Here is a 24523-nt window from a genome sequence, read left to right as displayed (position 1 = left end):
GAGGCAGCCGGGCGGTTTCGCCGTTGCCCGGCGCGCCGCAAGCGGCGATAAGGCCGCATCATGACCCAGTCTCCCGTCGCGATCCCCGCTTCGCCCCCCGTCCTGCGCTTCGCCCCGTCGCCGACCGGGCTGCTCCATGTCGGCAATGCCCGCACCGCGCTCTACAACGCGCTCCTGGCGCGGCGTGCGGGCGGCACTTTCATCCTGCGCTATGACGACACCGACGCGGCCCGCTCCACGGCGGCCTTCGCCGAGGCCATCGCGCAGGATCTCGACTGGCTCGGCATCCCGCCCGACCGGGTGGCGCGGCAGTCGGACCGGGTGGCGCTCTATCGCGCGGCGGCCGAGAGATTGAAGGCGATGGGCCGGCTCTATCCGGCCTATGAGAGCGAAGAGGAGCTGGAGCAGCGCCGCCTCTCCCGTCGCCGCCGCGGCCTGCCGCCGATCTATGACCGGGCCGCGCTCGCTTTGACCGGGGACGACCGCGCGAGGCTGGAGGCCGAGGGCCGCCGCCCGCACTGGCGCTTCCGGCTCGATGGGCGGGCGGTGTCGTGGGTGGACGGCGTGCGCGGGGCGCAGACGGTCGACACCGCGACGCTCTCCGACCCGGTGCTGGTGCGCGAGGATGGCACCTTCCTCTACACGCTGCCTTCTGTGGTCGACGACATCGACATGGGGGTGACTCTGGTGGTGCGCGGCGAGGATCACGTCACCAATACCGGCGTGCAGATCGAAATCATCGAGGCACTGGGCGCGGTGCCGCCCGGCTTTGCCCACCACAATCTGCTCACCCTGCCGAGCGGGGAGGGATTGTCGAAGCGGCTCGGCCATCTCTCGCTGCGCGCGCTGCGCGAAGACGGGCAGGAGGCGCTGGCGGTGGCGGCGCTGGCGGCGCTGACCGGCACCTCGCTGGCGGTGCAGGCGGTGCCGGATCTCGATACGCTCGCCGCGAAGATCGACCTCGCCGCCATCTCCCGCGCGCCGGCGCGCTTCGACCCGGACGATCTCGCCGGCCTCACCGCGGCGACGCTGCATCTTGCCGACCATGCGGCGGTGGCCGAGCGGTTGGCGGGGCTCGGAATCGGCGGCGGCGCGGCGTTCTGGAATGCGGTGCGCGGCAATCTCGGGCGCATCACGGATGCCGCCCGCTGGTGGCAGGTGGTGACGGGGCCGCTCGCACCCGTCATCGCGCCGGAGGATCGCGGCTTTCTCGACCAGGCGCTGGCCGTGCTGCCGCCCGAGCCGTGGGGCGAGGATGTCTGGCCGGTCTGGATCGCGGCCTTGAAGCCGTCCGCCGGCCGCTCGGGGCGGGCGCTGTTCCACCCGCTGCGCCTCGCCTTGACCGCAGCGGAGAGCGGGCCGGAGCTGAAGGCGCTGCTGCCGCTGATCGGCCGGGAGAGGGCAGCCGCCCGTCTGCGCGGCGAGGCGGCCTGAAGCCGGTCAGTCGTTGAGCTGCGGCAGCGGCTTGGCGGCTGCCGGCTTCGCGCCGGGCTTGGCCGTCGCCGGTGTAGCGGGCACGGGCTGGGAGAGCTGGCGCGCCTTGTCCTCGGTCACGAGGATGTCGCCCTGTCGCAGCGTGTCGGCGCCGTCCGCGCCCGAGAGCGCCTGTCCCCAGCTCATGCCGGCGGGCTTGCAGGTGCAGGCCGAGACGAACTGCTTCTTGTAGAGCCCGGCATTGGGCAATGCGGAATAAGGCTGCCCGTTGGTGCCCACCGCCTGCATGATGTCCTCGCCCGGATTGCGATAGGCGAACAGCCGCGCCTCCGTGCCGGGGCACTGGCGCTGGCACAGAGCTTCGTCAGCGGCGAAATTGGCCGGGGTCGTCGAGAACGAGATCGGGAAGAAGAAGCCGTCGCAGGTGCGCACGCACACGGTGCGATAGGTCGAGACCTTCGGCATCTCGGCCGGCTGGATATCCGGCGGCGGCGCTTCCTCGCTGGGCTGCGCGGCTTCGTCGGCCGGCACGCCGAACAACTGCTCGAAGAAATTGCGCGGCTGCCGGGGCTGGCGCTGCTGCGGCTGGCCCTGCCCGGCTCCGAGCGCGGCGCGGTATTGCGGGCCGCAATCATTCTGCGCGAGCTGCTGCACGAGCTGGCGGCGCTGCGCATCGGCACCGCTGCGCTGGGCGTCGAGCTGGTTCATCATCTGGTCGAGCCGGGCCTGCGCCTGCGCCTGCCGGTTCTTGATGTCCGTGCATTGAGGCGGCAACTGCGGCTGGAAGATGAGGAAACCCTGCCGGTTGCAATCGTACTGATTCGCCTGCCCGTTCAGGAAGTCGAGCTGCTGACGCTGCTTCGCCACCGCGGCTTCCATGTTGCCGGCTCCGCCGGTCGGGCCGAGCTGGGCAAGCTGGGCTTCCAGCCGCATGCATTGCTGCGAGCGGGCGGCATCCTGGGCGCCGGGCACGCCCTGCGGGGGCAGGTTCTGGGCGTCGTACTGCGCCGCGGCCGGGCCCGCACCCGGCAGGAGGAACAGCGCCAGTGCGAGCACAAGGCCCGCCGGGATGCGGGAAAAAAGGCGGCGCGCGCCGGGATCGCGAAGAAGGCTCATCAGGTCGGGTATCTCGTCGCGTGTGGCGAAGGGCCGGGCCGGCGATTCCCGCTCGGCGCGATCGTGCCGCACATGGCGCGGCAAGCTTGGCCAAATTGGGGAAGGCCGTGCGTTTTGCCATGCCACATCGCGCGGGTCGACGTCTTCCTGCCGGGCGGCCGGCGCCCCATATGGCGGGCGTGGCCCTTTCCGGGCCGATGGAGACCAAGCCCGATGCCGCCGCGCCCGCTGCGCACCTCCTTCGCCGCTGCACGCCTTACCGCCGCACGCCTCGCCGCTGCAGATATCACCCTTGCGCGTCTCGCCGCCGCAGGCCTCGCGCTTTTCGCGCTGGTCGGCCTCGCCGGCCCGGCCGCGGCGCAGGAGCCGGACCTCGTCTTCCGCAAGTCGACAGTGTGGAAATTCCTTACCCCCGACGACAAGCTCGCGGTCTACGGCATCGACGATCCGATGGTCGAGGGCGTGGCCTGCCACTACACCCAGCCCGAAAAGGGCGGGGTGAAGGGCATGCTGGGCGTGGCCGAGGAAGTGTCGGACATCTCGATCGCCTGCCGGCAGGTCGGTCCCATCCGGTTCAAGGGCAAGATGGAGCAGGGCGATATCGTCTATCGCGAGAGCCGGTCGCTCATCTTCAAGAAGATGCAAATCGTGCGCGGCTGCGACGCCAAGCGCAACGTGCTGGTCTATCTGGTCTATTCGGATCGGCTGATCGAAGGCAGTCCGAAGAATTCGACCACCAGCGTGCCGATCATGCCGTGGGGGGCGGACACCGAGATCCCGAAATGCGGGGATTTCATCAAGTGAGCGGCGGGCATCTCGTGCCCGCGTCTCTCAACGTGTCGGGTGGCGCTCGCAAGTAATCCAGCGCTCGAAAGTAATTCAGCGCTCGCAGGTGATGGCGACGGTTTCGGCGCATCCATTGCCGTAGCAGGCGCTCTGCTTGCGCAGGGCGATGAGCTGGGGCGTGGCGGCATCGCTTTTCACCCGGCCGAAGCTGACGGCGCGGGCATAATCATGTGCGCGGCACCACGCGCCGGCCATGGCTTCCCCGCAGGGCTGGCCGGAGGCGACGCAGGTGTCGATGCCGTAGCCGTCCGAAGAATCGACCAGGAACATCTCGGTCCGACCGTCGGCAAGCGCCAGAGTCGGGGCGAACGCAAGGGTTGCGACAATAAGGGCGCGACGGAGCGACATGGCTGTATGGCGAATACTGGTTGCACTCAGGCGGTGATGGGGCGGGATTATGGCCGGCGAGTCTTGAATAGTTCGTGAACGCCGATCCCGCGATTTTGTTCAACTTCGAAGAAACGAAAGGCCGTGCGGATCGACTCGTTTGTTAGGCCCTTCGCACCTGCGGGAGCAAGACGGTCGCGGCGCGTGCACTGCGGTTTGGCGCAGGGTGTGGCGGGCGCGCCTCAGCCGCTGGGGCAACCACCATCGACCGCCTGCGGCCTTGACGCGCTGGCCCAAAGGGAGGACAGACGCCCGTCCCGTTTCCGGGAGGCGCGCGTCGGGCGCGCGACGACACAGGCAAAGGCGAGGTTTCATGCCGGGCGACGTTCGAGCGGGTCTTCCCGAGCTCAAGCTCTACAACACGCTGACGCGGACCAAGGAGAGCTTCGCGCCGATCGATCCGGCATCCGTGCGCATGTATGTGTGCGGGCCCACCGTCTATGACTTCGCCCATATCGGCAATGCCCGCCCGGTGATCGTGTTCGATCTGCTCTACCGGCTGCTGCGCCACCTCTATGGCGTCGATCATGTGCGCTATGTGCGCAACATCACGGATGTGGACGACAAGATCAACGCCCGCGCCGCCGCCGAGCATCCCGGCCTGCCGCTCAACGAGGCGATCGCCCGCGTGACCTTCGCCACCGAGGCGCAGTTCCACGACGACCTCGAGGCGCTCGGCGTGCTGCACCCCGATGTCGAGCCGCGCGCGACCGAGCACATCGCCGAGATGCGCACGCTGATCGAGAAGCTGGTCGCCTCCGGCCATGCCTATGTGGCCGAGGACCATGTGCTGTTCTCGGTGCCCTCCATGCCCGATTACGGTGCGCTGTCCCGTCGCCCGCTCGACGAGATGATCGCCGGCGCCCGTGTCGATGTCGCGCCCTACAAGCGCGACGCCATGGACTTCGTGCTGTGGAAGCCCTCGAAGGAGGGCGAGCCGGGCTGGCCCTCGCCCGCCGGCATCGCTCCGCTCGGCCGTCCGGGCTGGCACATCGAGTGCTCCGCCATGTCGTGGCGCCATCTCGGCGAGACCTTCGACATCCATGGCGGCGGCATCGACCTCATCTTCCCGCACCACGAGAACGAGATCGCCCAGTCGCGCTGCGCCTTCCATTCCGGCGTGATGGCGCACACCTGGATGCACAACGGCTTCCTGCAGGTGGAAGGCGAGAAGATGTCGAAGTCGCTCGGCAACTTCATCACCATCCGCCAGCTTCTCGCCGACTGGCCCGGCGACGTGCTGCGCCTGAACATGCTCCGCACCCATTACCGCCAGCCGATCGACTGGACCCTGAAGGGGCTGGAGGAGAGCGCGAAGGCGTTGGAGCAGTTCTTCGACGCCGCCGCGCCCGATGCCTATCCGCGCCCGGCCCCGGCCGTGCTGGAGGCGCTGGCCGACGACCTCAACACCCCGAAGGCGATCGCCGAGCTGCACGCGCTGAAGGACCATGCCGGCAAGAAGGCGCTGGGCGGAACGCTGGCCTTTCTCGGCTTCACCGACGGCCCGCTGCGCGCCTGGCAGGCGGCGAAGGCACCTGCGCTCGACGTCGACCTCACGATGGTCGAAGCCCGCATCGCCGAGCGTATCGAGGCCCGCCGCAACCGCGACTGGGCGGCCTCCGACCGCATCCGCGACGAACTGCTCGCGCTCGGCGTCGCGCTGAAGGACAACAAGGACGGCACCACCACCTGGGAGCCGAAGCGGTGAGCGCGGCGCCTGCGGCCTCCCTTCGCCCGGCGCTGCCCGCCGATGCCGAGACGCTCGCCGCCCTCATGCGCGCGTCGATCTTCGCATTGACGGGGGACGATTATGACGAGGACCAACAGGAAGCCTGGGCCGCCGCGGCCGATGACGAGGAGGCTTTCGCCGCCGGCCTCGCCGGCCGGTTGACGCTGGTGGCGACGCGCGACGGAGAGCCGGTGGGCTTTGTCGCGCTCGCCGACAACCGGGTCATCGACCTGCTCTATGTACATCCGGAAGCGGCAGGGCAGGGCGTCGGGACGCTGCTATGCGACGCCATTGAGAAGCTGGCCGCCGCACGCGGTGCCACGGTCCTGACCGCGGATGCCAGCGATACCGCGCTCGCCTTCTTCCAGAAGCGCGGCTACGTCGCCCAGAGCCGCAATTCCGTGCCGCGCGGCGATGTCTGGCTCGGCAACACGACGGTGCAGAAGAAGCTCGGCGACGGCGCGGCCTGACGGGCGCTCCGGCGGAGCGGATGCTTCGATGCCTGCAACCCCAGACCATCATGCCGGCCGAAGCGCAGCGGCCAGACCAGAGCCGCATGGGCGCGCGGCGGCCGCCGCGCCTCACATGCGTTCCGCGACCTCGATCTCGCGCTCGCCATGCAGCTCGCCCTCGGGCACGGGGGCAATCGCGGCACGCAGGCGGGGAAGAACGGCGCGGGCGCTGGAGGCGACCAGCAGGTTGACCGGGCGGGCGCTGTTCACGAAGCCGCTCAGCTGCATGTGGTCAAGCAAGGCCAGCAGCGGATCCCAGAAGCCGCCGGCATTCAACACCATCACCGGCTTGCGGTGGCGATTGAGCTGCACCCAGGTGAGCTGCTCGACCAGTTCCTCCAGCGTGCCGATGCCGCCGGGCAGGGCGACGAAGGCATCGGCGCGCTCGAACATGAGCCGCTTGCGCTCATGCATGTCCTTGGTGACGATCAGTTCGTGGGCATGCTCGAAGGCCTGCTCCTTGCCGATCAGGAAGTCCGGAATGATGCCGGTCACGCGCCCGCCCGCTTCCGCGCAGGCCCGCGCCGCAGCCCCCATCAGCCCGACGCCGCCGCCGCCATAGATGAGGCGCACGCCTTCTTCCGCGAACAGGCGGCCGAGTTCGCGGGCGGTGTCGAGAAAGACGGGATCGCTGCCGTTGGCAGCACCGCAATAGACGCACACACTCTTGATCTTGCTCATGCGCACCATGATGCAGCGCGGAATGTGCCCGTCAAGCGCTGCCGCATGTCCACACCGGCGCGGTCCCGTGAGGCCCTGCCTGCGCCGAAACAGCAGACCTCGCCGCGGCGGAGCCGAAGCGAGGTTTTGCGAGGGGCCGGGGTCGTGCGGCGTTCAGAACTCGACGCCGAACTGCAGCAGCAATTGCTGCCGCTCATGGTTCACGAGGTCGAGATTGCCTTCGCTCTCCGGCGAGGAACCTGCGACCTGATAGGAATAGGCCACCTTGATGTGCGCCGCCTTGCTGAGCTGGGCGTAGAAGCTCGGGCCCAGATAGAAGGCGCCGCCCTCGAAATCGTCCAGCGCCGCGCCGTTGAAGCCGGCGAGATAGCGTGCTTCGCCACCGATGAAGATGCCGTTCGTCACCTGCCAGCTCAGCGCGGCGGAGGCTTCCAGCGAGCTTTCCTTCTCGCTGCCGGCCCATTCGGGCTCATAGGCCAGGTTCAGCGCACCGAACAGGGTCTCGGAAACCAGCTCCTTGTCCAGCATCACCTTGATGGGCAGGCTGAAGCCGTCGACCCGCTCGCCGTCATCGTCGCCATAGCGGCTCCATTCCGGCTCCACCGAGATGGCGAGACCGACGGGGTCGTGCTCCCAGCTCAGGAAGCGGTATTTCAGCGAGGCGCCGAGCCCGTTGAAGCCGCCGCCATTCACATCGTCCATATCCTCGATGTTGCTGATGTCGTGATGAGCGAAGGAGGCGCTTACGCCGAGCGTGAGGTTGCGGGTGACGCCGTACTCGTACTCCGCCTCGGCCTCCCAGGCCGAATAATGCGAGGAGCGGTCGTCATCGTCGCCCGTCGCGCGCTTGAAGCGCCCGGTGCCGGTGATGGTGACCTCCTGCTCGCCACGATCATTGGTGTCCGAGCCTTCGGTGAAGCCGAAGATGTTTTCGCTGTCGATCTCGTAGCCTGCCGGCGCCGTATCGGCCGTCGGCGCGGCCTGCGCCTTGAGGTCCGCGGCATGGGCGGGTGCGGCCGGTAGCGTCGCGAGGCAGGCGCCGGTCGCGAGAAGGGCGAAAGAGCCGCTAGCGAAGGCACGAATGAGCGGTCGCGCGGCGCGACGCTGGCTGCGCAGATTCATAAGCTTCCCCCGAATTATTCGATCTTTTGTAAGATCGGTAATGGGAACTATTCCTGCTGTCCATGCCATTTTTATACTTACTATTTTTATTTTTCACTTATGGCGCGCAAGTAACACATCGGGTGCGCGTGACGTTGCGGAATGTCTATGCCTGGCCGTCCCGCGCGGCAGGCACTTGCGCATCGCCGGCCTTATCGTCTATCGCCGATGAACGATGACAGCGACGCCCGAAACCACGGACGAACATCTCGCGACCTGCCTGCGCGCCCTCGGCCACCCGGTGCGGCTGGTGATTCTGCGCGCGCTGGCGCGGGCCGACCGCTGCCAGTGCGGGGACATCGTGCGCGGGCTCACGCTTGCGCAATCCACCGTCTCCCAGCATCTCAAGGTGCTGAAGGACGCTGGTCTCATCCGTGGCGAAATCGAGGGGCCGCGCTCCTGCTATTGCCTCGACCGCGCGGCGATGGACCGGCTGGCGCGCACGTTGGGTCCGCTGCTGGCCGATCTCTCTGCCCCGGCGTTTTCATCTCCCGCGTCTCCATCTCCCGCGCCTCAATCCCTGGCCGACGCATGCCAGCCCCGCAGCGGCTTGAACGCATCGCCGGCTGCGCCCATTTGCGAAGCACATTTCTCGTCGCCGACCCCGCTTTCCATGCCCGCCGGCGCGCAGGTCGCGATGCCGGCCCGCAGCGGTCACGGTGCCGCCCAGTCAACGGATAACCCATGAGCACCCCTGATCGCGGGACCGTCGAGGCTCCCGCCTCGCCGTCGCTTTCCCCCCGTCCGCGCTCCACCCCGACCCGTCCGGTGCCCTCCGGGGAGGGACGGGGCAGCCTGCTGCTCGCGCTGCGTGGTCTCATGCCCTATCTGTGGCCCGCCGATCGGCTGGACCTGCGCGCCCGCGTGCTGTGGGGCCTCGTGCTGCTGGTGCTGGCCAAGGTCGCCACCATGGCGACTCCCTTCCTGTTCAAATGGGCGACCGATGCGGTGGCGCATCGCGAGGGAGCCACCATCTCGACCGACACGGTGGGCCTCATCCTCGCCGGCCCGCTGGTGCTGACGCTCGCCTATGGCCTCGCCCGCGTGGTGATGGCCGGCCTCACCCAGTGGCGCGACGGCCTGTTCGCCAAGGTCGCGATCCACGCGGTGCGCCGGCTCGCCATCGAAACCTTCGAGCACATGCACGCGCTGTCGCTGCGCTTTCATCTGGAGCGCAAGACCGGCGGCCTGACCCGGGTCCTGGAGCGCTCGCGCGACGGCATCGAGACCATCGTGCGCATGCTGGTGCTGCATCTGGCGCCGACCATCCTCGAATTCGCGATGGTGATCGGCGTGCTGCTCTGGCAGTTCGACTGGCGCTATGCGGCGGCCTCGGTGGCGATGATCCTCGCCTACACCGTCTTCACCTTCGTGATGACGGAGTTCCGCATGGGCATCCGCCGCGCCATGAACGAGAGCGACACCGACGCCAATGCCAAGGCGGTGGACAGCCTGCTGAACTACGAGACGGTGAAGTATTTCGGCGCGGAAAGCTGGGAGGCCCGGCGCTACGACCGCTCCATGGCCACCTATGAGAAGGCGACGGTGCGCACCCACACCTCGCTCGCCTGGCTCAATGCCGGGCAGGCCGCGATCTTCACCGCCGGCCTCACCGCGGTGATGGCGCTGTGCGTATTCGACATAAAGGCCGGCCGGCAGTCGGTCGGCTCCTTCGTCATGGTCAACGCCATGATGATCCAGCTCTACCAGCCGCTGAACTTCCTCGGCATGATCTACCGCGAGATCAAGCAGTCGCTCATCGACATCGAGGCGATGTTCACCATCCTCGCCCGCGACCCCGAGATCCGCGACGCGCCGGACGCGCCCGCTCTCGCGATTTCCGGCGGTGCGGTGCGGTTCGAGGATGTGCATTTCTCCTATGACCCGGACCGCGAGATCCTGAAGGGCATCTCCTTCGAGGTGCCGGCGGGGCGAACGGTCGCCATCGTCGGGCCGTCGGGCGCGGGCAAGTCGACCATCTCGCGGCTGCTGTTCCGCTTCTACGACGTCTCGTCCGGGCGAATCAGCATCGACGGGCAGGACATCCGCGACGTGACGCAGGAAAGCCTGCGCGCAGCGATCGGCATGGTTCCCCAGGACACCGTGCTGTTCAACGACACGCTGGCCTACAACATCCGCTATGGCCGCCACGGCGCCAGCGACGCCGAGGTGATCGAGGCCGCGCATCTGGCGCAGATCGACGGCTTCATCCAGCACACGCCGAAGGGCTTCGACACCGAGGTCGGCGAGCGCGGGCTGAAGCTCTCCGGCGGCGAGAAGCAGCGCGTCGCCATCGCCCGCACCATCCTCAAGGCGCCGCCGATCCTGTTGCTGGACGAGGCGACCTCCGCGCTCGACAGCCACACCGAGCGAGAGATCCAGGACGCGCTGGATCGTGTTTCGCGCGGGCGCACAACGCTCGTCATCGCGCACCGGCTTTCCACCGTCATCGGCGCCGACGAGATCATCGTGCTCGCCGCCGGCCGCATCGCAGAGCGCGGCACCCATGGCGAACTGATGAAGAAGCGCGGGCTCTACCATTCCATGTGGGAGCGCCAGCGCGAGGCCGAGCGCGCCCGCGAAACGCTGCGGGCAAGCGGGGACGAAGGCCTTTCGGACGACCCCGCCCCCAAGCCGGCAGACGCAGCGGCGTGAGACCATTGGCGGGCGTGTCCCGCCACCTTCGCTGCCGCGCGTCTAGATGCTACGATGCCGGCGTCTAGACGGAGCTGCAGCCATGGCCTTCCACATACGCGACCCGGAGACCGACGCATTGGTGCGCAAGCTCGCCCAGCTGCGCGGCGTCGGGTTGACGGAAGCGATCCATGACGCCGTTGAGGAGGCGCTGAAGCGCGAACGGGCGAAGACCCCGCTGTGGGAGCGATTGCAGCCTATTGCCGAACGGCTCAGGGCGCACGAGGACACGGGCCTGCCTGCCGACAAAGCCTTTTTCGACGATTTGTCAGGAATATGAGGCATGTTTGTCGATGCCTCGGCGCTGGTCGCCCTGCTGCTGGGAGAGCCCGATGCGCATGATCTCGCGCGCCGGCTCGACGCCGCGGGTGGAGCCGTGACCTCGCCTCTGGCGCTGTTCGAGACGATTGCCGCGGTGATGACGCGGCGCCGGATCGGGCGGGCCGAGGTGGAGCAGGAGGTTGAACGGCTGCTCCATGAATCGTCTATCACGGTCGCGCCCATCACCCCCGAGATCGGCGGGTTCGCGCTGGAGGCGTTCGAGCGCTATGGCAAGGGCAGGGGCCATCCGGCCCAGCTCAACATGGGCGACTGCTTCGCCTATGCCTGCGCGCGTGCACATCGGCTGCCGCTGCTCTACAAGGGCGACGATTTCGTGCACACCGATCTCGCGTGATCTACCCGATTGCGGCGCGGCCTCGCAGGGCCGGCCACCCATAGGAAAGCCGATGTCCCTTATCGACACCATCCGCCACAGCCTCGTGCCGATCCATCGCGAAGGCTATCGCTTCATCGCCATCGGCGCGGTGGTGACCCTGGTGCTGTTCTTCCTGTTCCAGCCGCTCGGCTGGATCGCGCTGATGATTACGGTGTGGATTGCCTATTTCTTCCGCGATCCGGTGCGGGTGACGCCGCAGCGCGAGGGCTTGGTCATCGCGCCCGCGGATGGGCGGGTGTGCCTCGTCGGCCCGGCGGTGCCGCCGAAGGAGCTCGGCCTCGGCCATGAGCCGGTACCGCGCGTGTGCATCTTCATGAATGTGTTCGACGTGCACGTGAATCGGGCGCCGCTCGCCGGCCGCGTGGTGCGCATCGCCTATCGGCCGGGCAAGTTCCTGAATGCCGAGCTGGACAAGGCGAGCGAGTTCAACGAGCGCAACGGCGTGGTGCTGGATACCGCGAGCGGTCTGGTCGGCGTGGTGCAGATCGCCGGTCTCGTCGCGCGCCGCATCGTCTGCTTCGTGCGCGAGGGCGAGGAGCTCGGCACCGGCGAGCGCTTCGGCCTCATCCGCTTCGGCTCGCGCGTGGATGTCTATTTTCCCGCCGGGGCGCGCCCACTGGTCGCAGAAGGCCAGCGTGCGGTCGCGGGCGAGACGGTGCTGGCCGATCTCGCCTATTCGCAGCCGCCCGCCCGCTTTAGGATCGGCTGAGGCCTGATCGGCGGGGTTTGCTCCGCCGCACCGTTCCCGTTTGCCAGGAGTTCGCCATGCCGCGGCCCTTCCCGCCCTTCGAGCCCGATCCCGTCAACGGGAAGCGGCGTTTCCAGGCCATTCCGCTGCGGCTGCTGCTGCCGAACGTGGTGACGCTGCTCGCGCTGTGCGCGGGCCTCACCGGCATCCGCATGGCCATCGAGGGACGGATGGAACTGGCGCTCGGCGCCATCGTGCTCGCGGCTGTGCTGGACGGCATGGACGGCCGGCTGGCCCGGCTGCTGCAGGGCACGTCGCGCTTCGGCGCGGAACTGGACAGCCTGTCCGATTTCGTCTGCTTCGGCGTCGCGCCGGGCATCGTGCTCTATATGTGGGGCCTCGACACGCTGGGCTCGATCGGCTGGATCGCGGCGCTGGCCTTCGCGATCTGCGCGGCGCTCCGGCTTGCCCGCTTCAACGTGATGCTGGAAGACCCCAACAAACCGGCCTTTGCCACCAATTTCTTCACCGGCATCCCGGCCCCGGCCGGCGCGATCTGCGTGCTGCTGCCGGTTTATCTCGAACTGATCGGCCTGCCGCGCCTCATCGCCTCGCCGGCGGTGGCGGCGCTCTACACGCTGTGCATCGCGGTTCTCATGGTGTCGAAGCTGCCGGCATGGTCGGGCAAGAAGCTGGGCGCCCGTATTCCGCGCGAGGCGGTGCTGCCGCTCTTCGTCTGCGTCGCCCTGTTCGTGGCGATCCTGGTGACGTGGCCGTGGGCCGTGCTCTCGCTGCTGACCGTCGCCTATCTCGCACTGCTGCCGTTCTCGGTCATGAGCTATGCCCGCATGTCGCGGGAGCATGAGAAGGCCCGTGCCGAAGCCGACATGCAGGACGAGGAGCATCCTGCCTTCGTGGATGAGCAGGGGGCCGCGGCCGGGACTGCGGCACCGCGCGAGAGCCGGCCGGGCCGGCTCAACTGAAGGCAGCAGGCCGCGCGGAACGCGCGCCACTTAAGGACCTTACGCGCAGAGTCTTGCGAATGCCGGGCCTTGTCAGACCTGCCGGTTGCGCTCGGCGAGCACCGCGACGCGATCGGAGAGCGGCACGGCCGGAAAAGCCTGACGCAATGCGCGCAGAGCCTCCGCATCCGTGCGCGGGCCGAGCTGGGCGAGATGCTGGGTCATGCGGGCGAAGACGGTGCCTGAAGCCGTGCCGAGAGCCACAGCATTCGGCACTTCCCGCTTCGCCGCGACGGTGAGCACCGCCTCACCCTCGGACCGGGGGAAAAGCGAAGATCTGCCCGACACATTCAGCATCAGAACCTCCCCCGATCGGAATGGCGAATCAATCGCCTTTGCTCATGCATCACAATGACCCGAAGCGACCGTCAACGCATCTGAATTCTTTCGGTTCCCGATCACGTGATCGATTTTCACGATGAACATGATGGCAGGCGACCCGCCTCGCGAGCCATGCGAAGTCGGTGCCACAACGGCTGGTTCATCGCTTAAAAATGCACGAAAAAGCCCGCCGAACGGGCGGGCTGGAGCTGGCCGGTAAAAGGAAACCGCAACCGGCGCGAGGTGCCCGGGATCAGGTGCGGTTCAGCGCGACCTTGGTGCCGTCGGTAGTGGCAACGCCGTCGAAATGGCCGCTTCCGCTGGGCTGCAGGCGGGCCGTGACCTTGCCGACATGGTTCTGCAGAACGATGTCGTTGCCCCACACGTCCCAACCCTTGGTCATGAAGATGTCGTTCGGGCAGGAAACGTCGGCGCTGGCGGCGAAGCCGGACATGCCGCGATCGGTGCTGAGGGTGAGCGGGCAGGTCTTCTGACCATTGTCCCACACATAGGTCCAGGTTCCGGCAAGCTGCGAACGGGTGGCGCCCGGATCGGCATAGGCGACGCCGCCGGGAGCGGTGGCGGGTGGCGGGCTGAGCGCGACCGACTGGGCGGCCTGCGCGGTCTCCCGCGGGGTCACGGCGGCGCTGGCGGTCTGCGCGGAAGCGCCCGTCGGAGCGGGAACCGCGGAGGTTTCCACCGACAGGCTCGGCGCCGGTGTGATCGGATCGGCATCGGCGACAGGAGAGGCAGTGGCCTTGGCGGAAGGGCCAAAGCCGTCAAGCGACGTGCTGCAACCCCCGATGGCGAGGGCTCCTGCGGACACGACAATGACGGCAATCAACTTCATTTCCGACTCCCCCGACATGGCGATGAGACGCCATGTCTTCAGCTGACAAAGCCGGCGGCACTCCCCGCAACGCACGCCGGATTCGATCTGGCCAATTTCGCGGCGGATCGTGGCGTGAGAATGGCCCGCAAGAGCCGAAAGATGCCTTGATCTGCATCTTCGATGCTCATGATCAACAGAATATTAATGCCGGCAACGCCGAAATGGCCAGATGCGCACGCCGCGGCCGTTTTGCGCCGGCCGGCTGTCTGCCGATGGACGAGCGTGACGACGCGCTGTATGTGCCCATGTGGCGGTGCACAATGCAGAACCGCCGGCAAGGCCGCCGGCAGGACCGTCGGCACGACCGCACAACGGGCCAATGGCCCCGCGCCGCAATGCACGAAACGGAGGCAGCCATGTATCAGATGCTCGATCCCGCCACGCTCCGGGTTCTCGTCACCGGGGCGACCTCCGGCATCGGCGCTGCGAGCGCGCGGCGCTTCATCGAAGCCGGCGCCCATGTGGTGGCGACCGGCCGCCGCGCCGACCGCCTCATCGCGCTGCGCGACGAGCTCGGCCCCCGCCTGCATCCCCTCGAGGTCGATGTCCGCGACCAGGCCGCGCTGGCGAAGGCGCTGGACACGCTGCCCGAACCTTTCGCCCCGCTGAATGTCGTTTTCGCCAATGCCGGTCTCGCCCTCGGCCTCGAACCCGCCCAGCGGGCCAGCCTGAAGGACTGGGACGACATGGTGGACACCAACATCAAGGGCCTGCTCTACACGGTGGAGGCCACGCTGCCCGGCATGGTGGCGCGCGGGGAGGGGCATGTGGTGTTCACCGGCTCGATCGCGGCCGACTATCCCTATCCGGGCGGCAATGCCTATGGCGCCACCAAGGCCTTCGTGAAGCAGTTCTCGCTGAACCTGATGGCCGATCTGGTCGGCACCGGCGTGCGCGTCACCGACATCGAGCCCGGCATGGTCGAGACCGAGTTCTCGCTGGTGCGCTTCCATGGCGATGCCGGCCGGTCGGATGCGGTCTATTCCGGCACGCAGTCGCTGACCGCCGAGGACATCGCCGAGCAGGTGTTCTTCTGCTGCACCGTTCCGCGCCATGTGCAGATCAATCGACTGCAGGTGTTCCCCACCTGCCAGGGCTTCGCCGGCTTCAACGTGAAGCGCGGCTGAAAACGGAGCGGCCGAAAAACCGCGTGCAGGCCGCCGCGTCAGGCGGCCTCGACCGCGGCGGGCCCGTCCGAGAGCGCGGCGCGCAGCGTCTCGGCGAGGCGGCGCGCGGCGGCGGAGGCCGCCGGCGCCATCACCAGCCCCACCTCGATGTCGGGCAAAGGCGGCAGGCCGTCGGCATGGCCGAGCCGACGCCACTCCGGCGGGGCGGCGCATTCCGGCATCGCGGTGACGCACAGCCCGGTTTCCACCGCCGCATTGATGCCGGCCTGCGAGGTCGCGGTGCAGGCGACGCGCCAGGCCCGGCCCACCGTGTCAAGCGCGGCGGCAATGTGGGGGCGGGCCCGGCAGCCGGTGGGGCACAGCGCGAGCGGCAGCGGGTCGTTGCGCTCCGGCCGATGGCCGCGGGCGGCGAGCCAGATCAGCTTCTCGCGCTTCAGCAATTCGCCGGTGGGACGGGCGAGGTCGCGGGTGATGAGGGCGAGGTCGATGTGCCCGCGCTCCACCTCCGGCTCCAGCGCCTTGGAGAGGTCGCAGCGGATGGAGATCTCGATCCGCGGATAGGCTGCGGCGAAGCGCGCGATGGCCGGGGTGAAATAGGCGTCGACATAATCGTCCGGCATGCCGAGCCTGACGCTGCCTTCCGGCGTGCCGCCCTTGAGGTCGGACAGCGCCTCGCTTTCATAGGCCAGCAGGCGACGGGCATGGGCCACCAGCCGCTCGCCGCTCTCGGTCAGCGCGACGCCGCGGCGCGAACGCTCCAGCAGCCGCACGCCGAGGCTTTCCTCAAGCTGGGCGATGCGCGCGGAGACCGCCGATTGCGTTCGCCCGACCCGCTCCGCCGCGGCGGTGAAGCCGCCGCTGTCCACGATGGCGATGAGCATGCCGAGCGATTCGGTATCCAGGTGGCGCATCAACGGCTCCGGCAATGGTCCCCGCACAGGCGGAAAAGCAAGGTTTCATTCTTATCATCATTCGTGATGTAACCACAAAATAAATTCGCTTTTCCGATAATAAGGGCGGGTGTAGTCAACCTCGCGTTAGCCGAGATCTGCGAAGGTCTGTGCCGGCTTCCCCTGTCAGCCGTGTGCCCCATGTCGCCGCCGCCCCCCGCCTCGCTCGCCCTCACCGACACCATCGACATTCCCGCGCCGGCCGCCTCCGCCGCGCTCGCCGCCGAGCTGCTGCAGGCGAAACTGCGCCGCCGCGCCTTCGGCGGCGTGCTGGCCGCGGCTCTGTGCATCGGTTTCTCGGCCATCTTCGTGCGGCTGTCCGATGTCGGCCCCGCGGCGGTCGGGTTCTGGCGCCTCGTCTTCGCCCTGGGCCCGACCGCGTTGTGGGCGCTTGCCGAATGGCGCGGCATGAAGGCCCATGCGCGGGTGACGGGTCTCGATGCGCCGAAGCTGCCGCTGGCGACCGTCGGCCTGTCCTGCCTCATCGGCCTGTTCTTCGCCGTCGATCTCGTGCTGTTCAACGCCGCGCTTCAGTTCACCACCACGGCAAACGCGGTGCTGCTCGGCAATATGGCGCCGCTCTTCGTGATGCTGATGGGCTGGGCCTTCCTCGGCGAGCGTCCGACGCGGGCCCTGTTCACCGCCATGGCGCTTGCCATCGCCGGCGCGCTGCTCATCATGAGCCATGGCCTGCAGGGCGGGCAGGGCGGCGCGGCCACCCGGACCGGCGACCTGATGTGCCTCGTCGCGGCCTCCGCCTATTCGGCCTATATCCTGTTCATCCGCATGATCCGGCGGGCGGGCGCGGACGGGCGTGCCGCGATTGGCGGGGGCATGCTCTCGCTCATTTCCACCGCCTTCGCCGCGGTGCTCTGCCTTGGCTGGGCCGTTGGAACGGGCGAGATGCTGGTGCCGCGCAGCCTGCAGGGCCTGCTCGCGGTTGCCGGCCTCGGCATCGTCACCCATGCGGCGGGGCAGGGACTGACGACCTTCGCTCTGGGGCGTCTGCCGGCCGGTCTGGTGTCGGTGGTGCTGCTGCTTCAGATCCTGGTCGGCGTCGGCTTCGCCGCGCTGCTGTTTGGCGAGATTCCCTCGCTGGTGGTGATCGCCGGCGGCGCGCTGGTGGTGGCCGGTGTTCTGGTGGTGCGCCCGCGTGCGCCGCGCGTCGTCAGGTGAGCTTGCGCGGACGCCTGCGCAGGGCTACCTCCTGCGCAGAGATGTGAGGAGCCCGTGACATGGCCGAGCCAAATCCCTTCGGCGGCGTGATCGAGAATCTGAGCGTGGACGAGGTGCGCAAGGGTCTCGCCGACGGCACCATCCTGCTGGTCGACGTGCGCGAGCCCAACGAGCTTGCCGCCGAGAGCATTCCCGGCGCGGTGGATTTTCCGCTCTCCACCTTCGATGCCGACGCGCTGCCCGACGCCGGCGACAGGATGCTGGTCTTTTCCTGCCGCTCCGGCCAGCGCTCGCAAAGGGCCGCCGCTGCCGCCCAGGCGGCCGGGCTGGACCTGCATCGCCACATGGCGGGCGGCATCCTGGCCTGGAAGCAGGCGGGCTTCCCGACCGAGCAGGGCTGAGCGGGCAGAACAAGGTTCGTGCTTGCGGCTGGCCGTTTTGCCGACCGGACGAGCCTTCCGCCGAGGGCATTCCCACCCCGGCCTCGTCGGTGAGCGGCCTCTCACCCTACCCTCTCCCTCGGGGGAGAAGGAGCAGAGCGGCTCTTGCGGTGCGGATCCTCCGCTGTCCGGCGGGAGGGGCCTGCGTTCTTCCATGAGGAGCGGAGGCCGCGTCGCATCACGTGATGCCGGGCTCACCCATCGTGCAAAGGGAAATACCTCTCCCCCTCGGGAGAGGGTAGGGTGAGGGGCCGGGCCGCGCCCTGTCACCAGCGGCAGCGCCGCCCCATCCCTATCCCGCCAGCCGGCCGACCACCTCGCCCGTCGCCTCCACCAGCCGGTCCACCTGTGCCTCGCTGGTGGCGGGGGAGGCCAACATCATGTCGTGGAAAGGCGAGATCAGCACCCCGCGCACCAGCAGCGCGAGATGCACCGCCGCCTCCAGCGCCGGGAAATGGGCGTGCTTCGCCTCGCCGCCATTGCGGCAGGGCACCGGCGCGCGCACCACCTCCACCCGCGCCCCGCAGCGGGCGACGTGCCAAGGAAGGCTGGCGGCGGCTATCACACGGGCCAGCCCCGCTTCCATCCGGTCGGCCAGCGCGTTCATGCAGGCATAGGCTTCAGGCGTCGCCACCGCCTCCAGCGTCGCGCGCAGGGCGGCGAGCTGCAGCGGGCTGCCGGAGAGCGTGGTACCGATGCCGGAATGGCCGTCCGCCGCTTCCGCCTTCGCCGCTTTGAAGCGGGCGGCGACGGCCTCGCTCATGCCCCACACGGCGGTCGGCACGCCGCCGGCGATGGCCTTGCCGATCACCAGGAGATCCGGCTCCAGCCCATGCAGCCGCGTATAGCCGCCCGGCGCGGTGGAGAGCGTATGCGTCTCGTCGATCAGCAGCAGCGTGCCATGCCGCCGGCAGAGCTCGCGCAACCCGGCATGGAAGCCCGGCTCGGGCAGCACCATCGCGCAATTGGTCAGCACCGGCTCGGTGATGACGCAGGCGACCGTGCCGTCGGCCAGCGCCGCCTCCACCGCCGCGAGGTCGTTGAAGGGTACGATGCGGGTCAGCGCGGTCAGATCGCGTGGCTCGCCGACGAGACTCGGCTTGTTGCGCGGGAGGCCGGCCGGCGACAGCTCGACGAAGGTTTCGTCCACCGCGCCGTGATAGGCGCCGTCGAAGACGAGGATGCGCGGGCGCCCGGTCGCCGCGCGCGCGGCGCGCAGCGCGAAGCGGTTGGCGTCGGACGCGGTCGTGGCGATTTGCCAGAGATCGAGGCCGAACCGTGCCGCCAGCAGATCCCCCACGAGCCCGGCATCCGGCGTCGGCAGCATGGAGGCGAGGCCGCGCGGAATCTGCCGTGCCAGCGCCTCGACCAGGGCAGGCGGCGAATGGCCGAACAGGGCGGCGGTGTCGCCGAGGCAGAAATCCTCGTATGCGTGGCCGTCGATGTCGGTGAGGCGGGCGCCCTCGGCGCGGTCCACGATAAGTGGAACCGGCGTCGACCAGTCGCTCATCCAGTGCATCGGCACGCCGTCGTAAAGATGCGCGGTCGCGCCCGCGGCGGCGCGAGTCTTCGGCCGGGTGCCGAGATAGAGCGCCTCGGCTTCGGCGCGCAGGGCGGAGACCCGGGCGGGCGACGCCCCGGAGGCCGATTCGGAGGACAGCGGGCGGGTCATCTCACAGGCGCTCCGTCGAAGAGAGGGCAGGGCACACACGGGCCCCTGCCGGCATCATAGCCGCATCCGCTGACGCAGCGGGAGTGTGGCTTCAGTTCACCTAGCCCAAGCGCTTCAACTCGGCATAGGTGTCGTCCAGCGTCTTCTTCGCACGCGCCACCAGTTCGTCCATCTCGCCATGGGAGATGACGAGCGGCGGGGCGATGATGAGACGGTCGCGCGTCGCCCGCATCACGAGGCCGTTCCTGAACGAGAAGTCGCGCGCCAGCGTGCCGACCTTGCCGACGTCCGGGAACTTGGTGCGGCCGATCTTGTCCGGCGTCAGCTCCAGCGCGCCGACCATGCCGAGCATCGGCGCCTCGCCGACGAGAGGATGCTCGGCAAGCTTCGACCACTGCGCCTTCAGATACGGCCCGGCATCGTCGGCGACGTAATCGACGATCTTCTCGCGCTGCATGATGGCAAGGTTGGCCAGCGCCGCCGCGCAGGCGGCCGGGTGGCCGGAATAGGTGTAGCCATGGTTGAAGTCGCCGCCTTCCAGCAGCACGTCGACCACCCGGTCCGCGACCATGACCCCACCCAGCGGCAGGTAGCCGGAGGTGATGCCCTTGGCCATGACGAGGAGGTCCGGCTGGGTGCCGAAGGTCTCGCAACCGAACCACTTGCCGGTGCGCCCGAAGCCGCAGATCACCTCGTCCGAAATGAACAGGATGTCGCGCTCGCGGCAGATGCGGGCGATCTCCGGCCAGTAGGTCGCGGGCGGGATGATGACGCCGCCGGCGCCCTGGATCGGCTCGGCGATGAAGGCGGCGATCCGGTCCTCGCCCAGCGCGTCGATGGTGGTTTCGAGCGCCCGCGCGGTGCGCAGGCCGAATTCCTCCGGCGTCTCGCCCTGCCGGGCCTCGCCCCAGAAATAGGGCTGGGCGATGTGCACCACGCCCGGAAGGGCCACGTTCTGCGCATGCATCGGCGCCATGCCGCCGAGATTGGCCGCGCCCACGGTGGAGCCGTGATAGGCGTTGCGCCGGGAGATGATGACCTTCTTCTCCGGCTGCTCCTTGATGTCCCAGTAGCGCCGCACCAGACGGATGACGGTGTCGTTCGATTCCGAGCCCGAGCCGGTGAAGAACACCCGGTTGAACTGCGGCGGCGTCAGCTCCGCCAGCTTGGCGGACAGCTCGATGGCGGGGACGTGGGTGGTCTTGAAGAAGGTGTTGTAATAAGGCAGCTCGCGAAGCTGCGCGGCCACCGCGTCGGCGATCTCCTCGCGGCCGTAGCCCACATTCACGCACCACAGGCCGGACATGCCGTCGAGGATGCGGTTGCCCTCCGAATCGGTGAGCCACACGCCCTCGGCCTTCACGATGACGCGCGAGCCTTCGTCGTTCAGCGCCTTGGTATCGCTGAAGGGGTGGAGATGATGCGCGGCGTCGAGCGCGCGCAGTTCGGCGGTGGTGCGGGGCTGCGTCATGATGGGCCTTCCATGGTTGACCACAGAATGTGATCACATTTCGCGTGCGTCAAGCCGTCCGGCATGCCACAAGAGTGAAACAGGGCGATGCGCGGCGCGGCGGCTTGACCGCGCGCCCGTCCGCATGGCCACAATCGAGCAGGCACCATCCAGGACCCATCATGCCGTCAACCGAAGCGGCCCCGCACGCCGAGATTTCTGCCACGACCGCGTCCGCGGGCGCGGCCACTGCCGAATTTGCCGACCATCTGGCGCGTGAAGGCGCACCGGAGATCGTCGAAGTCCTGCTGCCCGACACCCATGGGGTGCTGCGCGGCAAATGGATTCCCGGCGGGGCGGCCCAGAAGATCTGGACCGACGGCGTCGCCATCCCGCTTTCCATCTTCGGCCTCGACATCTGGGGTCGGGAGGTCATGGAGACCGGCCTGCATATGGAGACCGGTGACCGCGACGGCCTGTGTCGCCCGGTGCCCGGCACGCTGAAGCCGGTGCCGTGGGCGCCGCGCCGCTCCGCACAGGTCATGATCACCATGAACGAGCCCGACCCGCGCGGCGGCGAGCGCCCGTGGGAGCTGGACCCGCGCCACAAGCTTGCCCGGCAGGTCGAGCGGCTCGCGGCATTGGGGCTTTACCCCTGCGTCGCCTTCGAGCTGGAATTCTACCTGCTGAAGCAGCAGGCCGGCCCGGACGGGGCGCCGGAGCCGGTTTTCCCGGCCCGCGGCCTTGCCCGGCAGAACATGTATGCAATGTCCGACCTCGATGCCTATGCGGCGCTGCTGCACGAGGTGCGCGAGGCCGCCCGCATCCAGGGTCTGCCGACCGACACGGTCATTTCCGAGGCCGCGCCCGGCCAGTATGAGGTGAATCTCTATCACCGCCGCGACGCCATGGCGGCGGCGGATGACGCGATCCTGCTGCGCCGGCTGATCGACGGGGTCGCCCGCAAGCACGGGCTGCGCGCCAGCTTCATGGCCAAGCCCCTGCTGGATTTCGCCGGTTCGGGCATGCATGTCCATGTCAGCCTCACCGACGGCGCGGGCGACAACGCCTTCGGCGCCGGCGAGGCCGGGGAGAAGCTGCTGCGCAACGCGGCGGCGGGCATGCTGGCCACCATGGCCGATACCTGCATGTTCTATGTGCCCGGCTATAATGGCTATCGCCGCCTCGTGCCGGGCAGCTACGCGCCGACAAGCGTTTCGTGGGGCTATGACAACCGCAATGTCGCGGTGCGGGTGCCGAACGGCCCGCCCAAGGCCCGGAGGCTGGAGCACCGCATCGCGGGTGCCGATGCCCATCCCCATCTCGTGCTCGCCGGCATCCTCGCCGGCATGCTGGAGGGGATCGAACGTGGACTGGAGCCGCCGGCTCCGCTCACCGGCAATGCCGATGACGTGTCGGCGCCGCGCCTGTCGCATTCCATGCACGACGCCATCCGCAATTTCGCCGGCTCGTCCTTCATCGCCGATGCCTTCGGCACCACCTGGCAGCAGGTCTATGCGGTGATGAAGGAGGCCGAACTGGCCGCCTTCGAGGGGCGGATCAACCCGCTGGAATACGAAACCTATCTGTAATCGCGCTTCTGCCTGTTCCGGCTATGCCGGAAAAAGGCGGGGCGGATCACCGTCGCGGTCCGTGACGCTTGAGCCGGAGGCTTTCCCGCACTAGCTTTCATCTGCGCTGAAAGGTTGGGCATGCCTGTCCTTGCGGCGATCCAGCAATGTTCCTGAAGGAGAACAGGATGTCCCGCCTTCTCGCGACCGTCGCGGCAGGTGTTCTGGCGACCGGATTTCTGGCCACGAGTGCTCTCGTGGCTGCTGTCAGCCCGGTGGCCGCGCAGGAAAAGGTCGTGAACGTCTACAACTGGTCCGACTATATCGACGAGTCGGTGCTGGAGGAGTTCACCAAGGAGACCGGAATCAAGGTCCGGTACGACGTCTACGATTCCAACGAGGTCCTGGAGACCAAGCTGCTCGCCGGCAAGACCGGCTACGATATCGTGGTGCCGACGAGTTCTTTCCTCGAACGTCAGATCAAGGCGGGCATCTACCAGAAGCTCGACAAGTCGAAGCTGCCGAACCTGCAGTACCAGTGGCCCGAGATCGTGGAGCTGCTCTCCGTCTATGACCCGGGAAGCCAGTATGCCGCAAACTATATGTGGGGCACGACCGGCATCGGCATCAATGTCGACAAGGTCAAGGAGCGTCTTGGCGAGGTTCCGCTCGATTCGTGGGATATCCTCTTCAAGCCTGAAATCCTGTCCAAGCTGAAGGATTGCGGCGTCTATTTCCTCGACGGCCCGGAGGAAGTCCTTCCGACCGCTCTGAAATATCTCGGCAAGGATCCGAACTCCAAGGATCCGAAGGACATCGAGGCGGCCGCCGAACTGCTGATGCCGATCCGTCCCTTCATCAAGAAGTTCGACAGCTCGGGCTATATCAACGCTCTGGCGCGCGGTGACATCTGTATCGCGCTCGGCTGGTCGGGCGATGTGTTCCAGGCGAAGGCACGCGCCGAGGAAGCCGCCAAGAAGACCAAGAAGGCGCCGGTCAACATCGAGTACATCCTTCCGAAGGAAGGCGCGCTTCTCTGGGCCGACAGCTTCGCCATTCCGAAGGATGCCCCCCATCCGGAAGAGGCATTGGCCTTCATCAACTTCATGATGAAGCCGGAAATCGCGGCGAAGAACACCAACTACATTTCCTATGCGAGCGGCAGCCTTGGCGCGCAGAAGTTCATCGACAAGGAAATCCTCGAAAACCCGATGATCTATCCGTCCAAGGAGGTGCAGGCGAAGCTCTTCACCGTCACCACCTATCCGCAGGACGTGCAGCGCGTCGTGACCCGCACCTGGAACAAGTTCAAGCGCGGCAAGTGAGCGGGCGCGGCAAGTGAGCGGGCGCGGCAAGTGAGCGTGCGCGGTACGTGATCGGGCGCGGCAAGCGAAGCCGCTGGGCGCGAGCCGGACACGTGCCGCGCCTGACAGTTCAAGCGGAAAAGGCCGCCGGCACAACCTGCCGGCGGCTTTTTCATGCGTGCCGGACGACGCACCGATACATGAGGCAGACGGTGAACGATGGATGGCGCAGGATGATCTCGCATGTCTCGATCGGCATAGGCGCCTTTGGCCCCGCCTTCGCCTTCTACGATGCCCTTCTCGGCGAACTCGGCTGGTGCCGGCGCTTCGCTGAGGAAGCGTCCTGCTGCGCCGCGTGGCAGCCGGCCGATGGCGAGCGGCCGCTCATCTTCATCACCCGTCCCTTCGACGGCGGGTCGCCCGCGCCGGGCAACGGCCTCATGACCGCCCTGATGGCCAGCGACCGGCGGACCGTGGATCGGTGCCATGCGCTGGCGCTTGCTCTGGGTGGGCGCGATGAAGGCGAACCCGGCCTACGGCCGCACTATCACCCGGACTATTACGGCGCCTATTTCCGCGATCCCGACGGTAACAAGCTGTGCGTGTGCTGTCACGCGGCCGAGCCGGGCTGA

The 24523-nt window shown here is 68.1% G+C and carries 25 protein-coding genes; 16 read left to right on the top strand and 9 right to left on the bottom strand.

The genetic code is table 11. The features are described from left to right. Positions 1–60 precede the first annotated feature (60 nt). A complete protein-coding gene (locus tag MWN34_RS04475) occupies positions 61–1434 on the top strand; it encodes a glutamate--tRNA ligase (RefSeq protein ID WP_247027011.1) in 1374 nt (457 codons plus the stop codon). 6 nt (positions 1435–1440) lie between these two features. Here MWN34_RS04475 and MWN34_RS04470 read toward each other — a convergent pair whose 3' ends face one another. Then, the gene (locus tag MWN34_RS04470) at positions 1441–2550 is read right to left on the bottom strand and encodes a DUF2865 domain-containing protein (RefSeq protein ID WP_247027010.1); all 1110 of its coding nucleotides are present in this window, start codon (positions 2548–2550) and stop codon (positions 1441–1443) included. A gap of 213 nt (positions 2551–2763) precedes the next feature. Here MWN34_RS04470 and MWN34_RS04465 point away from each other — a divergent pair, with 213 nt between their 5' ends. Beyond that, positions 2764–3354 (top strand): CreA family protein, encoded by a 591-nt coding sequence (locus tag MWN34_RS04465; protein ID WP_247027008.1) that lies wholly within the window; start codon positions 2764–2766, stop codon positions 3352–3354. A gap of 75 nt (positions 3355–3429) precedes the next feature. Here the strand turns inward: MWN34_RS04465 and MWN34_RS04460 are convergent, their stop codons facing one another. Next, entirely contained in the window at positions 3430–3744 is a 315-nt protein-coding gene (locus tag MWN34_RS04460; protein ID WP_247027006.1) for a hypothetical protein, read from the bottom strand. Positions 3745–4096: 352 nt separating this feature from the next. On the opposite strand from MWN34_RS04460, the gene cysS reads away from it, so the two are divergent. Next, positions 4097–5491, top strand: a complete 1395-nt coding sequence (cysS, locus tag MWN34_RS04455) for a cysteine--tRNA ligase (RefSeq protein ID WP_247027004.1) — start codon at positions 4097–4099, stop codon at positions 5489–5491. Continuing rightward, positions 5488–5982 (top strand): GNAT family N-acetyltransferase, encoded by a 495-nt coding sequence (locus MWN34_RS04450; protein WP_247027002.1) that lies wholly within the window; start codon positions 5488–5490, stop codon positions 5980–5982. Before cysS ends, MWN34_RS04450 begins: the two co-directional genes overlap by 4 nt. Before the next feature lie 111 nt (positions 5983–6093). On the opposite strand, the gene MWN34_RS04445 is transcribed toward MWN34_RS04450, so the two are convergent. After that, positions 6094–6705 (bottom strand): LOG family protein, encoded by a 612-nt coding sequence (locus MWN34_RS04445; RefSeq protein ID WP_247027000.1) that lies wholly within the window; start codon positions 6703–6705, stop codon positions 6094–6096. 153 nt (positions 6706–6858) lie between these two features. Beyond that, positions 6859–7827: a DUF6662 family protein gene (locus MWN34_RS04440; RefSeq protein ID WP_247026998.1), complete on the bottom strand. Its 969-nt coding sequence runs from the start codon at positions 7825–7827 to the stop codon at positions 6859–6861. Positions 7828–8041: 214 nt separating this feature from the next. On the opposite strand from MWN34_RS04440, the gene MWN34_RS04435 reads away from it, so the two are divergent. The 6 genes from MWN34_RS04435 to pssA all read left to right on the top strand — a co-directional run bounded on the left by MWN34_RS04435 (position 8042) and on the right by pssA (position 12949). Continuing rightward, positions 8042–8554 carry an ArsR/SmtB family transcription factor gene (locus tag MWN34_RS04435; RefSeq protein ID WP_247026997.1) on the top strand — a complete coding sequence of 171 codons (513 nt, stop codon included), beginning with the start codon at positions 8042–8044 and terminating at the stop codon, positions 8552–8554. After that, positions 8551–10521: an ABCB family ABC transporter ATP-binding protein/permease gene (locus tag MWN34_RS04430; RefSeq protein WP_247026995.1), complete on the top strand. Its 1971-nt coding sequence runs from the start codon at positions 8551–8553 to the stop codon at positions 10519–10521. Before MWN34_RS04435 ends, MWN34_RS04430 begins: the two co-directional genes overlap by 4 nt. An 82-nt stretch (positions 10522–10603) precedes the next feature. Then, complete coding sequence (locus MWN34_RS04425) at positions 10604–10840, top strand: type II toxin-antitoxin system VapB family antitoxin (RefSeq protein ID WP_247026993.1); 237 nt, start codon at positions 10604–10606, stop codon at positions 10838–10840. 3 nt (positions 10841–10843) lie between these two features. After that, positions 10844–11236: a type II toxin-antitoxin system VapC family toxin gene (locus MWN34_RS04420; RefSeq protein WP_247026991.1), complete on the top strand. Its 393-nt coding sequence runs from the start codon at positions 10844–10846 to the stop codon at positions 11234–11236. 52 nt (positions 11237–11288) lie between these two features. Continuing rightward, positions 11289–11987, top strand: a complete 699-nt coding sequence (locus MWN34_RS04415; RefSeq protein ID WP_247026989.1) for a phosphatidylserine decarboxylase — start codon at positions 11289–11291, stop codon at positions 11985–11987. A gap of 56 nt (positions 11988–12043) precedes the next feature. Beyond that, positions 12044–12949 (top strand): CDP-diacylglycerol--serine O-phosphatidyltransferase, encoded by a 906-nt coding sequence (pssA, locus tag MWN34_RS04410; RefSeq protein WP_247026987.1) that lies wholly within the window; start codon positions 12044–12046, stop codon positions 12947–12949. Positions 12950–13021: 72 nt separating this feature from the next. Here the strand turns inward: pssA and MWN34_RS04405 are convergent, their stop codons facing one another. Together MWN34_RS04405 and MWN34_RS04400 are read right to left on the bottom strand one after the other, a co-directional pair. After that, positions 13022–13285 (bottom strand): hypothetical protein, encoded by a 264-nt coding sequence (locus MWN34_RS04405; RefSeq protein WP_247026985.1) that lies wholly within the window; start codon positions 13283–13285, stop codon positions 13022–13024. A gap of 277 nt (positions 13286–13562) precedes the next feature. Next, positions 13563–14159: a protease inhibitor Inh/omp19 family protein gene (locus tag MWN34_RS04400; RefSeq protein WP_247026982.1), complete on the bottom strand. Its 597-nt coding sequence runs from the start codon at positions 14157–14159 to the stop codon at positions 13563–13565. A gap of 398 nt (positions 14160–14557) precedes the next feature. Between MWN34_RS04400 and MWN34_RS04395 the strand changes: the two genes are divergently transcribed. Then, positions 14558–15328 (top strand): SDR family NAD(P)-dependent oxidoreductase, encoded by a 771-nt coding sequence (locus MWN34_RS04395; RefSeq protein WP_247026981.1) that lies wholly within the window; start codon positions 14558–14560, stop codon positions 15326–15328. A gap of 38 nt (positions 15329–15366) precedes the next feature. Here MWN34_RS04395 and MWN34_RS04390 read toward each other — a convergent pair whose 3' ends face one another. Further along, complete coding sequence (locus MWN34_RS04390) at positions 15367–16239, bottom strand: LysR substrate-binding domain-containing protein (protein ID WP_247026979.1); 873 nt, start codon at positions 16237–16239, stop codon at positions 15367–15369. Positions 16240–16419: 180 nt separating this feature from the next. Between MWN34_RS04390 and MWN34_RS04385 the strand changes: the two genes are divergently transcribed. After that, positions 16420–17454, top strand: a complete 1035-nt coding sequence (locus MWN34_RS04385) for a DMT family transporter (RefSeq protein WP_247026977.1) — start codon at positions 16420–16422, stop codon at positions 17452–17454. Between the two features lie 59 nt (positions 17455–17513). After that, a complete protein-coding gene (locus MWN34_RS04380) occupies positions 17514–17855 on the top strand; it encodes a rhodanese-like domain-containing protein (RefSeq protein WP_247026975.1) in 342 nt (113 codons plus the stop codon). 331 nt (positions 17856–18186) lie between these two features. Here MWN34_RS04380 and MWN34_RS04375 read toward each other — a convergent pair whose 3' ends face one another. Together MWN34_RS04375 and MWN34_RS04370 are read right to left on the bottom strand one after the other, a co-directional pair. Beyond that, positions 18187–19566 (bottom strand): transaminase, encoded by a 1380-nt coding sequence (locus MWN34_RS04375; protein ID WP_247026973.1) that lies wholly within the window; start codon positions 19564–19566, stop codon positions 18187–18189. Positions 19567–19666: 100 nt separating this feature from the next. After that, on the bottom strand, positions 19667–21037 hold the full coding sequence (locus MWN34_RS04370) for an aspartate aminotransferase family protein (protein WP_247026971.1): 1371 nt from the start codon (positions 21035–21037) through the stop codon (positions 19667–19669). A 161-nt stretch (positions 21038–21198) separates the two neighbouring features. Here MWN34_RS04370 and MWN34_RS04365 point away from each other — a divergent pair, with 161 nt between their 5' ends. From MWN34_RS04365 to MWN34_RS04355, 3 genes are all read left to right on the top strand, one after another. Then, on the top strand, positions 21199–22608 hold the full coding sequence (locus tag MWN34_RS04365; RefSeq protein WP_247026968.1) for a glutamine synthetase family protein: 1410 nt from the start codon (positions 21199–21201) through the stop codon (positions 22606–22608). A 167-nt stretch (positions 22609–22775) separates the two neighbouring features. Further along, positions 22776–23912: a polyamine ABC transporter substrate-binding protein gene (locus MWN34_RS04360; RefSeq protein ID WP_247026967.1), complete on the top strand. Its 1137-nt coding sequence runs from the start codon at positions 22776–22778 to the stop codon at positions 23910–23912. Positions 23913–24124: 212 nt separating this feature from the next. Continuing rightward, on the top strand, positions 24125–24523 hold the full coding sequence (locus tag MWN34_RS04355) for a VOC family protein (protein WP_247026965.1): 399 nt from the start codon (positions 24125–24127) through the stop codon (positions 24521–24523).

The organism is Ancylobacter crimeensis, from assembly GCF_023016805.1.
In the GTDB taxonomy this organism is placed as follows: domain Bacteria; phylum Pseudomonadota; class Alphaproteobacteria; order Rhizobiales; family Xanthobacteraceae; genus Ancylobacter; species Ancylobacter crimeensis.
This window is presented reverse-complemented; position numbering and strand designations above follow the sequence as displayed.

What these genes read in the sequence shown, in the direction of transcription:
- MWN34_RS04375 (WP_247026973.1), bottom strand. Translation starts at nt 19,566, where the DNA reads ATGACCCGCCCGCTGTCCTCCGAATCGGCCTCCGGGGCGTCGCCCGCC.
- MWN34_RS04370 (WP_247026971.1), bottom strand. Translation starts at nt 21,037, where the DNA reads ATGACGCAGCCCCGCACCACCGCCGAACTGCGCGCGCTCGACGCCGCG.
- MWN34_RS04400 (WP_247026982.1), bottom strand. Translation starts at nt 14,159, where the DNA reads ATGAAGTTGATTGCCGTCATTGTCGTGTCCGCAGGAGCCCTCGCCATC.
- MWN34_RS04365 (WP_247026968.1), top strand. Translation starts at nt 21,199, where the DNA reads ATGCCGTCAACCGAAGCGGCCCCGCACGCCGAGATTTCTGCCACGACC.
- MWN34_RS04445 (WP_247027000.1), bottom strand. Translation starts at nt 6,705, where the DNA reads ATGAGCAAGATCAAGAGTGTGTGCGTCTATTGCGGTGCTGCCAACGGC.
- MWN34_RS04440 (WP_247026998.1), bottom strand. Translation starts at nt 7,827, where the DNA reads ATGAATCTGCGCAGCCAGCGTCGCGCCGCGCGACCGCTCATTCGTGCC.
- MWN34_RS04385 (WP_247026977.1), top strand. Translation starts at nt 16,420, where the DNA reads ATGTCGCCGCCGCCCCCCGCCTCGCTCGCCCTCACCGACACCATCGAC.
- MWN34_RS04430 (WP_247026995.1), top strand. Translation starts at nt 8,551, where the DNA reads ATGAGCACCCCTGATCGCGGGACCGTCGAGGCTCCCGCCTCGCCGTCG.
- pssA (WP_247026987.1), top strand. Translation starts at nt 12,044, where the DNA reads ATGCCGCGGCCCTTCCCGCCCTTCGAGCCCGATCCCGTCAACGGGAAG.
- MWN34_RS04405 (WP_247026985.1), bottom strand. Translation starts at nt 13,285, where the DNA reads ATGCTGAATGTGTCGGGCAGATCTTCGCTTTTCCCCCGGTCCGAGGGT.
- MWN34_RS04380 (WP_247026975.1), top strand. Translation starts at nt 17,514, where the DNA reads ATGGCCGAGCCAAATCCCTTCGGCGGCGTGATCGAGAATCTGAGCGTG.
- MWN34_RS04415 (WP_247026989.1), top strand. Translation starts at nt 11,289, where the DNA reads ATGTCCCTTATCGACACCATCCGCCACAGCCTCGTGCCGATCCATCGC.
- cysS (WP_247027004.1), top strand. Translation starts at nt 4,097, where the DNA reads ATGCCGGGCGACGTTCGAGCGGGTCTTCCCGAGCTCAAGCTCTACAAC.
- MWN34_RS04355 (WP_247026965.1), top strand. Translation starts at nt 24,125, where the DNA reads ATGATCTCGCATGTCTCGATCGGCATAGGCGCCTTTGGCCCCGCCTTC.
- MWN34_RS04475 (WP_247027011.1), top strand. Translation starts at nt 61, where the DNA reads ATGACCCAGTCTCCCGTCGCGATCCCCGCTTCGCCCCCCGTCCTGCGC.
- MWN34_RS04470 (WP_247027010.1), bottom strand. Translation starts at nt 2,550, where the DNA reads ATGAGCCTTCTTCGCGATCCCGGCGCGCGCCGCCTTTTTTCCCGCATC.
- MWN34_RS04465 (WP_247027008.1), top strand. Translation starts at nt 2,764, where the DNA reads ATGCCGCCGCGCCCGCTGCGCACCTCCTTCGCCGCTGCACGCCTTACC.
- MWN34_RS04420 (WP_247026991.1), top strand. Translation starts at nt 10,844, where the DNA reads ATGTTTGTCGATGCCTCGGCGCTGGTCGCCCTGCTGCTGGGAGAGCCC.
- MWN34_RS04395 (WP_247026981.1), top strand. Translation starts at nt 14,558, where the DNA reads ATGTATCAGATGCTCGATCCCGCCACGCTCCGGGTTCTCGTCACCGGG.
- MWN34_RS04390 (WP_247026979.1), bottom strand. Translation starts at nt 16,239, where the DNA reads ATGCGCCACCTGGATACCGAATCGCTCGGCATGCTCATCGCCATCGTG.
- MWN34_RS04435 (WP_247026997.1), top strand. Translation starts at nt 8,042, where the DNA reads ATGACAGCGACGCCCGAAACCACGGACGAACATCTCGCGACCTGCCTG.
- MWN34_RS04460 (WP_247027006.1), bottom strand. Translation starts at nt 3,744, where the DNA reads ATGTCGCTCCGTCGCGCCCTTATTGTCGCAACCCTTGCGTTCGCCCCG.
- MWN34_RS04360 (WP_247026967.1), top strand. Translation starts at nt 22,776, where the DNA reads ATGTCCCGCCTTCTCGCGACCGTCGCGGCAGGTGTTCTGGCGACCGGA.
- MWN34_RS04425 (WP_247026993.1), top strand. Translation starts at nt 10,604, where the DNA reads ATGGCCTTCCACATACGCGACCCGGAGACCGACGCATTGGTGCGCAAG.